9 protein-coding genes are annotated in these 13553 nt (G+C 30.9%); 4 read left to right on the top strand and 5 right to left on the bottom strand.

The features are described 5' to 3' along the window. The 5 genes from R3X25_RS11175 to R3X25_RS11195 form a co-directional block, all read right to left on the bottom strand. Positions 1-2574, bottom strand: coding sequence for a TonB-dependent receptor domain-containing protein (locus R3X25_RS11175; RefSeq protein ID WP_317674815.1), 2574 nt, complete (start codon positions 2572-2574; stop codon positions 1-3). A 256-nt stretch (positions 2575-2830) separates the two neighbouring features. Then, entirely contained in the window at positions 2831-5239 is a 2409-nt protein-coding gene (locus R3X25_RS11180; RefSeq protein ID WP_317674817.1) for a sodium-translocating pyrophosphatase, read from the bottom strand. A 123-nt stretch (positions 5240-5362) separates the two neighbouring features. After that, positions 5363-5893, bottom strand: coding sequence for an inorganic diphosphatase (locus R3X25_RS11185; protein WP_317674819.1), 531 nt, complete (start codon positions 5891-5893; stop codon positions 5363-5365). 65 nt (positions 5894-5958) lie between these two features. Further along, on the bottom strand, positions 5959-8448 hold the full coding sequence (locus R3X25_RS11190) for a DUF5686 and carboxypeptidase-like regulatory domain-containing protein (RefSeq protein ID WP_317674821.1): 2490 nt from the start codon (positions 8446-8448) through the stop codon (positions 5959-5961). A 155-nt stretch (positions 8449-8603) separates the two neighbouring features. Then, positions 8604-9584 (bottom strand): pyruvate dehydrogenase complex E1 component subunit beta, encoded by a 981-nt coding sequence (locus R3X25_RS11195; protein WP_317674823.1) that lies wholly within the window; start codon positions 9582-9584, stop codon positions 8604-8606. Positions 9585-9764: 180 nt separating this feature from the next. On the opposite strand from R3X25_RS11195, the gene R3X25_RS11200 reads away from it, so the two are divergent. From R3X25_RS11200 to R3X25_RS11215, 4 genes are all read left to right on the top strand, one after another. Further along, on the top strand, positions 9765-10511 hold the full coding sequence (locus R3X25_RS11200; RefSeq protein ID WP_317674825.1) for an electron transfer flavoprotein subunit beta/FixA family protein: 747 nt from the start codon (positions 9765-9767) through the stop codon (positions 10509-10511). Between the two features lie 25 nt (positions 10512-10536). After that, positions 10537-11499, top strand: coding sequence for an electron transfer flavoprotein subunit alpha/FixB family protein (locus R3X25_RS11205; RefSeq protein WP_317674827.1), 963 nt, complete (start codon positions 10537-10539; stop codon positions 11497-11499). A gap of 92 nt (positions 11500-11591) precedes the next feature. After that, entirely contained in the window at positions 11592-12203 is a 612-nt protein-coding gene (locus tag R3X25_RS11210) for a bifunctional nuclease family protein (protein ID WP_317674829.1), read from the top strand. Between the two features lie 31 nt (positions 12204-12234). Next, a complete protein-coding gene (locus R3X25_RS11215; RefSeq protein ID WP_317674831.1) occupies positions 12235-13488 on the top strand; it encodes a nucleoside permease in 1254 nt (417 codons plus the stop codon). Positions 13489-13553 lie beyond the last annotated feature (65 nt).

The raw sequence follows: 13553 nt of genomic DNA on the forward strand, positions 1-13553 counted from the left end.
CTACTTAAAGTGCTTATCTCCTTGGAAAGATTTCTTTGTTTTCTTTTTACCTTTTGAATTGAATGAGTAAGTAACACCAAATTCAAAAACAGGTCCCATACGTTCATACAACGTTTCTTGATAAAAAATTTGATCATCAGCAGCATTGTATGCATTGGTGTCTAAACCTTGATCATTTTGAGCAAAAATATCCAAACCTCGTAATGAGAAATTCCACTCTTTAGCATTTTTTGGCTGATAATTTAATGCAATATTTGACACTGAAAATGCATCGTTCTGACCTTGTGAAGTTACTGTATTCGATTTTCTACTATAATCGTAATTGAATTTAAATTCATCAGATAAATTAAAAACAACATTACTTTTTACAGACCAGTTTGTACTATTTTGATCAACATTGTAGCCAAATACTTCACCATCAATTTGGTAATTATATAATGAAGCTCCAACAAAGAATTTAACAAAATTACCCACCATAATATTTGCATCAAATTCTGCTCCTAAACTTGTTGAATTTCCTGCATTTGTGTATGATCTAATTAAAACATCTTCACCTAAAATACTATATAAAGGTGCATTTTCTAATTGTGTAGTTACCGTATTTACTCTAAAAACGGTATTATCTGTTCCCCTATAAAAACCTGTTAAATTAAATGTATGTTTTCCAACAGATTTATTAAAACTTAATTCAATATTATTCAAGTATTCTGCTTCTAATTCTGGGTCCCCAACAACATAAACCTCAAAATGCCTTCGGTATAAGAATGGCGCTAATTTAGTAACTGATGCTCTGTTTATTCTTCTACTTCCTGCCAAAGTAACTTTATTATTGTCATTTAATTTATAGCTTAAATGTGTTGAAGGAAACAAATCAAAATCATCTTGAGCATAATTAGATTGTAAATCAGATCCAAAAATTGGCACATAATCAGTTTCAGCAATATCCATAGTTTGATCTTGGTATTCAGCTCTTAACCCAACTATATAACTTAAATCTCCAGTAGTTCCAGAATAATCCACATAAGCAGCAAACACAGTTCTTGTTAAATCAATTGAATTGTCTAAATTTTTAGAAACTAAATCATTATCAAAATTAAAATCTCCATCTATATTTGTGTATTGAATTTGAAGTCCTGTTCCAAAAGAATCCCCATTATTAAACTCTTTCTCGTAATCTAAAGCGAAACGTAAACCTTTTAAAGGAGTATTATCAGATAATGAATAATTATTAGCTTGGTATGCGTTTGAAAAGTTACTAGCTATATCATTATCAACATCTTCTTTTGAAGTATAAAAGAAATTTTTATTGTTTAATTCTCTACTTAATTTGGAGATCTCATATGCAGCGGCCATTTTAAACGAAGCATTATTTTCTAATTTTGAAATATAATCTACATTAAATGTGTTGTATTTTCCATCTCTGTTATCAATGTTTGGGTTGTACATAAAACGTTCCGTGTGTTTTCCTGATTGATCAGTAGCACCAAAAAAAGTGTTGTAAACATAATAAGCTGCTCTACCTTCGTTTCTATTTCCGTAGAAATAAGACAATGATAATTTTTTAGAATCGCTTAAATTAAAATCAATTCCTGCATTTGCAGAATAGTTTTCAAACCATTCTGGTCTTGCTCCATCATAGGCATTCATATGAAAATATTCATCTGGATTTGTTGAAGTTAAAACTCTTGCTTCACCTGAACGCTGTCCGTTAATGTTTTTCTTATTGTAATTGAAACCTCCATATAAAGTTGCTTTTTCAGTTCCGAAAGAAATATTAAAACCACCACCATAACGATCATCTTTTAAATTGTGATTACTGTAAGAATCGGTATAATCATTCCATGGATCACCACCCAATATTCCATTTACTGAAACAGATAAACCTTGTGCAATATTCTTTTTAGTTGTAATGTTTACAATTCCACCTTTTCCTTGTGCATCGTATCGAGCAGTCGGTACAGAAATAATATCTACCTTATCTATATTATTACTTGCAATTTGAGCCAATAAAACGGATGGTTCAATATTAGTCGGTTTTCCATTTAAATACACCATAAAATCTTCCGTTCCACGAACAGAAACCTTCCCATCAGAAGCTACATTTACCGAAGGTAATTTGTTTAAAACATCACTTGCTGTTCCACCTTTTGCAGTAGCAAAATCTGAAGCTATGTATGTTTTTCTATCAATTTTAGTGGTTTGGGTTTTATTTACCCCAGTAATTTGAACTTCTTTTAAAGCTTCAGTACTAACAGTTAATTTAATATTATCCAAATTAATTGTTGAGTTACTTTTTGAAACATGTATGTTTTCAATTATTTTATCTGTAAAACCTATGTAAGTGATTTCCAATTGATAATTTCCGACCGGTATTTTCTCGAACAAAAAATTGCCATCAAAATCTGAACTCAAACCTTTGGTTATTTTATTAGATTTTAAAACTAATGTAGCAAATGGAATTTTCTCATTGGATGTTGCATCTAAAATGGACCCTTTTATTGTACCATTTTGTGCCTCTATTCCAATAATTGAAAACATTGAGATACAAATTACTAAAAGTATTTTTTTTAACATAATGGTTTTATTTTCAATTTAAACATGCATAAACTTATTGTAATTCAATAAACTAAACTGCAATAAGTAACTAAAGTTACTTACTTACGAGCCTCAAAAATATAAAACTAAACGGAATAACAGTATTAGAACGCGAAAATTAATTGTAATTTTTACGTTTAATAAATGGAGTAGATATAAAAAAAAATATACCTAAAGAAACAAAAAAAAGACCCACATATGTGAGTCTTTCTTTATCTATTAAAATAGTTTAAACCTATTCTTTCTTTTTAATTTTTTCAACTTTTACCTCAACATCTTTTAAGCCTTCTAACTTTGCTTTAACTTCCGCTTCAGTTCCTTCAAAAACTTGTTCTTCAACTTTAATTTCACCATTTTCAGTAGTTTTAGTAACTACCGTAGCCATAACAGTTCCATTTTCAAGTGTATTCATTTTAACTTCAACATCTTTTTTAATTTCTTTTGAAGCTACTATTTCAGTAGCAACTTTATCAGAGGTATATTCAGAAACTGAATCAGAAGACATGGCTATACTTGGAGCAATTACCAATGCTACAACACTCATTAACTTTAATAAAATATTTAATGAAGGTCCAGAAGTATCTTTAAAAGGGTCACCAACAGTATCACCAACTACAGCAGCTTTATGAGCATCTGTACCCTTTCTACCTTGTTCTTCAATCATTTTTTTAGCATTATCCCAAGCTCCACCAGCGTTTGATTGAAATATTGCCATTAAAACACCACAAGTTGTAACACCCGCTAGTAAACCACCTAACATTTCAGCGCCGCCAAGAAAACCTACAGCAACAGGAACAACAATAGCTAATAAACCTGGTAATACCATTTCTCTAATAGAAGCTTTTGTTGAAATATCTATACATTTTTCATAATCAGCAACTCCATCAGCTTCATCAAAAATTGCTCTATCTTCAACAGATGCTTTAGACATATCTGAATCGTATTTACGCATTACAGCTAATGCAGCTTTTAATTTTGGAATATCTCTAAACTGACGACGAACTTCTTCAATCATTGCCATTGCAGCTCTACCTACTGCATTCATAGATAATGCAGAGAATACAAATGGCAACATACCACCTACTAATAAACCTGCCATAATATTTGGGCGAGAAACATCAATTGATGTTACGTTTGCAGTTTTCATAAATGCGGCAAATAATGCCAAAGCTGTTAAGGCTGCGGATGCAATAGCAAATCCTTTACCAACAGCTGCTGTTGTATTTCCAACTGCATCTAATTTATCAGTACGTTCACGTACTTCATTTGGTAATTCTGCCATTTCAGCAATACCACCTGCATTGTCACAAATTGGTCCGTAAGCATCAACTGCTAACTGAATTCCTGTATTTGCTAACATACCAACTGCTGCAATTGCAATACCATATAAACCAGCAAAGTGATGAGAAACCATAATAGCAGCAGCAATTAAAATAATTGGAATTGCTGTAGACATCATTCCTACACCTATACCTGCAATTATATTTGTTGCTGATCCTGTTTCAGATTGCTTTACAATTGATAGTACTGGTTTTTTACCGGTAGCTGTATAATATTCTGTTATTTTACCTACTAACAATCCTGCTACTAAACCTGCAATTGTAGCCATAAACACACCTGTTGAAGTATATTCAATTCCTGCATCAACCCATGTAGCTGGAAGCATTGCTTTTATAATGAAATAAGATGCAACTAACATTAAACCTGCTGAACCAAATTCACCAATATTTAATGCTGTTTGTGGATTCCCTCCATCTTTAACTCGTACAAAAAACGAACCTAAAATTGACATTACAATACCAACTGCCGCAAGAACTAATGGCAAATATACTGCTCCTAAACCGTTAAAAGCAGCTTGAAATTCAGGTAATGTAGCATAAATAGCTCCTAAAACCATTGTCCCAACTATAGAACCTACATATGATTCAAATAAATCTGCTCCCATTCCGGCAACATCACCAACGTTGTCTCCAACATTATCTGCTATTGTAGCAGGGTTTAATGGATGATCTTCTGGAATACCAGCTTCAACCTTACCAACTAAATCAGCACCAACATCAGCAGCTTTTGTATAAATACCACCACCAACACGTGCAAAAAGTGCAATTGAAGAAGCTCCCAAAGAAAAACCAGAAAGTACATTTAACACCATTGCTAAATTTTCTTGTCCAGACCACATTCCTTGGTATATCATAAAAAGTCCACTTAATCCAAGTACTCCTAGTCCAACAACTCCAAGTCCCATAACTGCTCCACCTGCAAAAGCAACTTCTAGTGCTTTTCCTAAAGATGTTCTAGCAGCTTGTGTGGTTCTTACATTTGCTTTTGTAGCAACTCTCATTCCAATAAAACCTGCTAAAGCAGAACAAATAGCACCTACAATAAAGGATACTGCTACCATTCCGTTGGAACCTGTTTCGTAAGTTCCTTTTAAAAACAATAATACTGCTACAGCTGCTACAAAAATTGCTAAAACTTTATATTCAGCTTTTAAAAAAGACATTGCTCCTTGAGCAATATTTTTGGCTATTCTTACCATCTTCTCATCTCCAACTTCTTGTTTAGAAACCCACATGTTTTTAACAAAAACAAAAATAAGCGCAAGCACCCCAAAAAGAGGTAAGAATTTTACTAATAAATCCATAGTTTAATTTAAGTTTAATTAATTTTAAAGTACTGTAAAAGTATTAAAATATGAGCGCAAAAAAAACTGCATTCACAAAAAAATGCAGTTTTAAGTATTGTTTTTTACGAAATCGATATATTTTTATATAGTGAATGTTCTTTTCTTCTTATGTTCACTTTCATCATATCTTATAACACACTCTTCATATATTTTAATTGCTGCTTCTGCATTACCCCAACCACCAGTATCAACTTTCTTTTCTTCTAAATCTTTGTAAACCTGAAAAAAGTGTTCAATTTCTTTTAATCTATGTGGGTTTAAATCATATATATCGTTTCTATTACTCCAAATAGGGTCAGATACTGGTACACAAATAATTTTTTCATCAGGTCCTTTTTCATCAGTCATATAGAAAACTCCAATAGGTCTAACTTCCATTACTACCATAGGATATGTAGGTTGATGACCTAACACTAATACATCAAGTGGATCTTGATCTAATGCTAATGTTTCTGGTACAAAACCATAATCTCCTGGATACATCATAGAAGAGAAAAGCATTCTATCGAATCTAATTTTGTGTAAAGTAAAATCGTATTCATACTTATTTCTACTTCCTTTTGGGATCTCTATTAACACATCAAATGTTATATCTTTTTTTTTCTCGCTCATAATTCTTGATAATTTTTGTAAAAATAATAATTTATAATTGGCTAACGTTAAGTTAAAGTGATTTTTTAGAAATGGAAACCAAAAGCACCTTTTACTGCAAAATTATTAGCTCCAGGTATATCTTTATAACTTCCTCTCCATGTGAAATCTATTCTAAATACTTTAAAAATATTTCCAACACCAACACCGTATTCATAATAACCCTTTGTTGGAGCTGCATAATTTAAAGTTGAAGCATTTAAAGCTTTATTTTCATCTGAAATATTACCCCAAACACCTTTTAATGTTACAATTTCACGTAGATTTAGTTTCCTTAACAATGGAACTCTTGAAAAGAAACGGCCATTAAAATTATGCTCTACGTGTAAACTTGCATATTGATCGGTTACAAATTCATAATAATCTAATAATGAATAGGTATTTTCAATGGTGAAATAAGATTGATTTCCAGGAACAACATTTAATAATCCAAGTGGAACTTCTCCAAATGTTTTTCCTACTTCTGCTGTAGCAAACATTCTACCAAATCCACCAATTAAAATAGGTTGACGATAATAGAGTTGTAATTTATCATAATTAAAATCACTATCAAACATACCTTTTACACCTTTTGAATAACTTAAATAGAAGGTTGAATACGTATCACTCACTTCGTTTCTTTCAACTCCATATCCAATTGTTTTTCTATTTGGAGTATATCTTAACGAAAAATCAAATTCTGTTTGTGCAACTTCAGATTGAGCTGTGGTTTGTGATGCATTAGCCCAATAATCTAAATTAAAAGTATCTGGAGAAGCTGATTTTAATGTTCTATATGATGCACCCAAACGTAATTCCAAATTCTTTTTTGGTTCAATAGACATGTATAAATTAGATAAATTAATAGATGTTAGTTTACTATTATCTCCACTTGCAAATAAAGCTGACGAGGCAAAACTTCTTCCTAAAACATCATTAGTTGTTGTTAAACTTACACCTATTTGCTCTATATCACGCCTATTTCCACCTCCAATAGTAAATCTACTTTTTGGATCTAACATCCATTTTCCAGATAAACCATATTTAAATTGATTGTCATCTAACCCATATGCTAAATATCCTTGCAACCTCCATGGCTCGTTACCTCCTAAATATGTTCTACCTCCAACTCTTAATCTCCATCCTTCAACATCATTTTTACCAAACGTAGAATAAATTGGCCCGTAATCAAAGTTATTGAATTCAATATAACCAGAACCTAAAATTGAAACTAGATTGTAAATTTGTTTAAACTTTGGAACTTGTGTTAATGTATCTAACATTTTATAAATTCCTTGTTCGTTTTTGTTTAACTCTTCTTGTCTATTTTCAGCCCAGTAGTCTTGAGTTTTAGTATAAATTTTTTCATCATAAACGTCTATTTTTTCATTATAAAAACTATCTTCTTCTGGTTTATCGAATTTATAATTGGTATACATGGTTGTTCTTTTACCATACAACCCTTTAGATTTATCTTTTTTATTAAGGCTGAAATCAGACAGCATATAATCTCGCTTTAACAAGAAAACAGAATCATTTAACACATCAAATTCTTGTTCTATATAAATATCTTTTACCCAGTTTATATTAGCACTTCTAGTAGCTTGCATATTTATTTCTTTTACAGCAAAAGTGCTATCATTTACCCAAAAATCTCCCTTAAAAGTTAATTCGCTTTTTCTTCTAGGGTAATAAATAATATTATAACACCATTTATTGTCTATAAAAGAACTATCTGCCAAAACATAATTATACGTAGAAACTCCTGCTAATTTAGATAATGGGCTTACAAAACTTTTGTCGAAAATTTTAATATAACTATCGTACACGTCATAATCTACATATAAATCTTTAATAAAAGCTATTACGTTTTGGTTTGAATTGAATCCAGAATTTTTGTTAGCAACAAGGTCTTCTCTCAATTTTTTTCCACCTTTATTTTTTCCGTACGTATTGTATACAGATTCATTTATAAATATGGGTAAAAATGCTTTTCCTGTAATTCTTGAGGTATCCACACTATTAAAAATAAATTCCATCCCTTTAAAAATCTTCCGCTGCATTAAAAGGCTGTCAATATTGTTCATATCAAACTCAAGTTTTTCATACTTTTCGTATTGATATTGATCAAATAGTGAAATTCCATTTTGACGTTTTTTCTCCCAAATTTTCTTTAAAATAGCAATAGCTGGATTTCCTTTTTTCTTAACTTTTCCAGCATAAATAAAGACTTCTTTTAACTGTGAAGCAGATTCTTCTAAAATAATATTTAATTTAAAATCTCTACTTTTTATATCTACAATTTTATTTTCAAATCCTAAAAATGAAACCTCTAATTGAGTATAGGTTTTAGGAGCTTCTAAATAAAATTTACCATTCTCATCAGATACTGTTCCAACTGTTGAACCCACAAAAAAAACATTTGCAAAAGGTACAGATTGATTTTCTTTATCAACAATAACTCCGCTTACTTTCACTTGTGAGAACCCAATAGCTAAAACAAAAAATAGTAATAAACTTAAAACTTTTTCTTTCATCTTTTTATCTTTATTATTTTTCAAAAAACAGATAAAATATCCTTTTAATAATTTTATTACACTACTTAATAGCAGTTTGAATACTTCATGTTTTTAAACGAAAAATTCCTTCCAAGTTAAACTCGAAAGGAATTTATAACGCAATTATTATGCCTTTATTTTATATACATTACATCTTTAACAGCTTTAACAACATCGTTAAAGTTTGGTAACCATTCTTCCATTAACACAGGAGAATAAGCTGCTGGAGTATCAGCTGTAGTAATTCTTCTAACTGGTGCATCTAAATAATCAAATATATTTTCTTGCACTTGGAAAGTAATTTCAGAAGAAATACTAGCAAATGGCCATGATTCTTCTAAAACAACCAAACGATTTGTTTTTTTAACTGAAGTAAATATTGCTTCAAAATCCATTGGTCTGATAGTTCTCATGTCTATAATTTCACAAGAAATCCCTTCTTTTTCCAGAACGTCAGCTGCTTTGTAAGCTTCTTTAATAATTTTACCAAAAGATACAATTGTTACATCTGTTCCTTCTCTTTTAATATCTGCAACTCCAATAGGAATAATATATTCACCTTCAGGAACCTCCATTTTATCGCCATACATTTGTTCTGATTCCATAAAAATAACTGGATCATCATCTCTAATAGCAGCTTTTAACAAACCTTTAGCATCATATGGATTTGATGGAATAACAACTTTTAAACCTGGTGTATTAGCAAACCAGTTTTCAAAAGCTTGTGAATGTGTAGCTCCTAATTGACCTGCAGAACCTGTAGGACCTCTAAAAACAATAGGACAATTTAATTGTCCACCAGACATTTGTCTGATTTTTGCTGCATTATTTATAATTTGATCAATACCAACTAACGCAAAATTAAACGTCATAAACTCTACAATAGGTCTATTCCCATTCATTGCTGAACCAACTGAAATACCTGCAAAACCTAATTCTGCAATAGGAGAATCAATTACTCGCTTTGCTCCAAATTCGTCTAGCATTCCTTTAGATGCTTTATATGCACCATTATATTCTGCTACTTCTTCACCTATTAAAAATATAGATTCATCACGACGCATTTCTTCGCTCATGGCTTCACAAATGGCTTCCCTAAATTGTATTGTTTTCATTTATATAGTTTTTAAAGATTTGCAAAATTAAACATTTAGTTAGCTTAAACCAATCAAATTAGCATATAACATCAAATATTTTACTATGCACGCATAGTATTTTAAAAAAATTTAGTACTTTCGTAGCAATTAAAAATCAAAAACACCTTAATTTTAATAAAAATTTAAACTTAATCAAGTATGAAAATATTAGTTTGTATTAGTCATGTACCTGACACTACTTCAAAAATTAATTTTACTGATAATAACACCAAGTTTGACACTAACGGTGTACAGTATGTAATTAATCCGTACGATGAGTTTGCTTTAACCCGAGCTATGTGGTTTAAAGAAAAACAAGGAGCAAGCGTAACAGTAGTAAATGTTGGAAATACCAGTACGGAACCAACTTTACGTAAAGCATTAGCCATTGGTGCTGATAATGCTATTAGAGTAAATATGGAACCTACAGATGGTTATACTGTTGCTAAAGAATTAGCCGAAGTTGTTAAAAACGGTGATTATAATTTAGTACTAGCTGGAAAAGAATCTATTGACTATAATGGTGGAATGGTTCCAGGAATGTTAGCTGCAAATTTAGATTTTAACTTTGTAAACGCTTGTATTGGATTAGAAATTAATGAAGAATCAGCAACTATTATTAGAGAAATTGACGGAGGTAAAGAAACCTTAAACTCAAAATTACCTTTAGTAATTGCTGGACAAAAAGGTTTGGTTGAAGAAAAAGATCTAAAAATACCAAACATGAGAGGAATTATGATGGCGCGTAAAAAACCATTAACTGTTATTGAACCTACAACTAGCGAAACTGCTAGTACTAGTGCTTCATTTGAAAAGCCAGAACCAAAATCTGCTTGTAAAATGGTTGATGCTAATAATGTTGACGAGTTAGTAAACTTATTACATAACGAAGCAAAAGTAATTTAATCTAACTATCCAAAATCGAAAAAATATGTCAGTATTAGTCATCGCCGATTCATCGGAAGGAAAAATAAAAAAATCAGCTTTTGAAGTAACTTCATACGGAAAAAAAATAGCTGAACAATTAGAAACAAACGTAGTAGTTTTAACTGTTAACACAAATGAAACTTCAGAATTATATACATACGGAGCAGAAAAAATTCTTTTAGTTTCAAACGAAAATTTAAACACCTTTAATGCCAAAGTTTTTGCAAATATTGTAAAACAAGCAGCTGAAAAAGAAAATGCACAAGTTGTTATTTTCGATTCAAATATAAATGGGTTGTATGCAGCTCCAATTGTTGCAATGAACCTTAATGCTGGTTATGCTAGCAATGTAGTTGCTTTACCAAGTAGTATTTCACCTTTTACTGTTAAACGTAAAGCATTTTCAAACAAAGCATTTAATAATACTGAAATAACTACAGCTATTAAAGTTATTTCTTTAGCTAAAAATTCGTTTGGCTTAATTGAAAATGAAGTGTCAGGAAGTTCTGAAGAGTTTTCACCATCAATAATTGAAAGTGGAGTTACTTCTCAATCAATTGAAAAAACCACAGGTAAAGTTACTATTGCAGATGCAGATATTGTTGTATCTGGCGGACGTGGTTTAAAAGGACCTGAAAACTGGGGAATGATTGAAGAATTAGCTGAAGTTTTAGGCGCTGCAACAGCTTGTTCTAAACCTGTTTCAGATTTAGGGTGGAGACCTCATAGCGAACATGTTGGCCAAACAGGTAAACCTGTAGCCTCAAATTTATATATTGCTGTTGGAATTTCAGGAGCAATTCAACATTTAGCTGGTATTAACTCTTCAAAAGTAAAAGTGGTTATTAACACAGACCCTGAAGCACCATTTTTTAAAGCCGCTGATTATGGTATAGTTGGCGATGCTTTTGAAGTAGTTCCAGTTTTAATTGAAAAGTTAAAAACTTATAAGGCAAATAACGCATAATTTTACTAAATTGTGCCTCTTAAAAGGCTGTCTAGTTATTGGACCTGCGTCCTTTAATTAGATAGCCTTTTCTATTAAATTAAATTTAATTTATGAGTTTAGTTCGATTGAACATAAAAGGAATCTCTTACAGTCAAACGCAAAGTGGTGCATACGCTTTAGTTTTAAGTGAAGTTGACGGTAGTAGAACTTTACCAATTGTTATTGGAGCCTTTGAGGCACAGTCTATTGCAATTGCATTAGAAAAAGAAATAAAACCTCCTAGACCTCTTACACACGATTTATTTAAAAGTTTTGCAGATCGTTTTCAAATAATTATAAAACAAGTTATTATTCATAAACTTGTTGATGGTGTATTTTATTCAAGTTTAATTTGCGAACGTGATAATATTGAAGAAATTATAGATACTAGAACTTCTGATGCTATTGCACTTGCTACACGATTTGATGCTCCAATTTTTACCTATGAAAATATTTTAGATAAAGCAGGTATTTACTTAAAAGTAAAAGATGAATTAGAAATTAATGATGAAAATGAAGATCTAAATCTAGAAGAACTTTCTGAAGAATCAAAACCTACACAAAAATCATCGTTTGTAAATGACTCACTAAAACAATTAAACGAAAAATTAAATCAAGCAGTTGAAAATGAAGACTATGAACTTGCTGCAAAAATTAGAGACGAGATAGAAAATAGAAAATAAAAAAGCTTCACAAACAATTAAACATAAAAATATGAATGTAAAAATAAAACTAACTATTATGAGTTTCCTACAATTTTTTGTTTGGGGAGCTTGGCTAATAACTGTTGGTGTATATTGGTTTCAAAATAAACAATGGTCTGGTGCCGAATTTGGAGCAGTTTTCTCAACTATGGGTATTGCTTCTCTATTTATGCCAACCCTTACAGGTATAATTGCAGATAAATGGATGAATGCAGAAAAATTATACGGTATTTTACATATTTTAGGTGGCTTAACATTAATGCTAGTTCCTACAATTGGAAATCCTAGTGATTTCTTTTGGATTATTTTATTAGCTATGGTGTTTTATATGCCAACTATTGCTTTATCTAATTCCATTTCATACAATGCTTTAAAAATAAATGGATTAGATATAGTTAAAAGTTTTCCACCAATTAGAGTTTGGGGTACTGTTGGTTTTATTGTAGCTATGTGGATTACTAATTTATCTGGTAATAAAGCATCAGCTAATCAATTTTATATAGCTGGTTTTGTAGGAGTTGCGTTAGGAGTTTATGCTTTTTTCTTGCCTAAATGTCCGCCGTTAGGAACAACTAAAGGTGAAAAATCTATGGTAAAAATGTTAGGTTTGGATGCTTTTAAGCTATTTAAAAATTACAAAATGGCTTTATTTTTCTTATTTAGTATGCTTTTAGGTGCTGCATTACAATTAACAAATGCTTATGGTGATGTATTTTTAGACGATTTTAAACATATTCCTGAATTTGCAGATTCTATTGTAGTAAAGTATTCTACGTTAATTATGTCTATATCTCAAATGTCAGAAACCTTATTTATACTTGCAATTCCATTTTTCTTAAAACGATTTGGTATTAAAAAAGTAATGCTTATTAGTATGATTGCTTGGGTTTTACGTTTTGGACTATTTGCTTATGGTGATCCTGGATCTGGGGTTTGGATGATTATTTTATCTGGAATAGTTTACGGAATGGCATTCGATTTTTTCAATATATCAGGTTCTCTTTTTGTTGAAACAGAAACAGATTCATCGATACGAAACTCTGCTCAAGGTTTATTTATGATGATGACCAATGGGTTTGGTGCAATATTAGGAAGTATAGCAAGCGGTATTATTATAGATTTATATTTTACATCTGAAGTTGGTAAAGACTGGAATGGTATTTGGCTTACATTTGCAATTTACGCTTTAATAGTAGCCTTTTTGTTTGCAATATTATTTAAGCACAAACACAATCCAGAAAAAATTGGAGACGTAAGTCATTAAATAATTTAGAATTACACTATTTAAATGAACTTGAGAGAATTTGTTCAATTCAACATTTTTTTCAA

Source organism: Lutibacter sp. TH_r2, assembly GCF_033101135.1.
In the GTDB taxonomy this organism is placed as follows: Bacteria; Bacteroidota; Bacteroidia; order Flavobacteriales; family Flavobacteriaceae; genus Lutibacter.

Excerpts from the sequence above, each read along its gene's own strand:
- R3X25_RS11175 (WP_317674815.1), bottom strand. The coding sequence starts at position 2,574 with ATGTTAAAAAAAATACTTTTAGTAATTTGTATCTCAATGTTTTCAATT.
- R3X25_RS11180 (WP_317674817.1), bottom strand. The coding sequence starts at position 5,239 with ATGGATTTATTAGTAAAATTCTTACCTCTTTTTGGGGTGCTTGCGCTT.
- R3X25_RS11185 (WP_317674819.1), bottom strand. The coding sequence starts at position 5,893 with ATGAGCGAGAAAAAAAAAGATATAACATTTGATGTGTTAATAGAGATC.
- R3X25_RS11190 (WP_317674821.1), bottom strand. The coding sequence starts at position 8,448 with ATGAAAGAAAAAGTTTTAAGTTTATTACTATTTTTTGTTTTAGCTATT.
- R3X25_RS11195 (WP_317674823.1), bottom strand. The coding sequence starts at position 9,584 with ATGAAAACAATACAATTTAGGGAAGCCATTTGTGAAGCCATGAGCGAA.
- R3X25_RS11200 (WP_317674825.1), top strand. The coding sequence starts at position 9,765 with ATGAAAATATTAGTTTGTATTAGTCATGTACCTGACACTACTTCAAAA.
- R3X25_RS11205 (WP_317674827.1), top strand. The coding sequence starts at position 10,537 with ATGTCAGTATTAGTCATCGCCGATTCATCGGAAGGAAAAATAAAAAAA.
- R3X25_RS11210 (WP_317674829.1), top strand. The coding sequence starts at position 11,592 with ATGAGTTTAGTTCGATTGAACATAAAAGGAATCTCTTACAGTCAAACG.
- R3X25_RS11215 (WP_317674831.1), top strand. The coding sequence starts at position 12,235 with ATGAATGTAAAAATAAAACTAACTATTATGAGTTTCCTACAATTTTTT.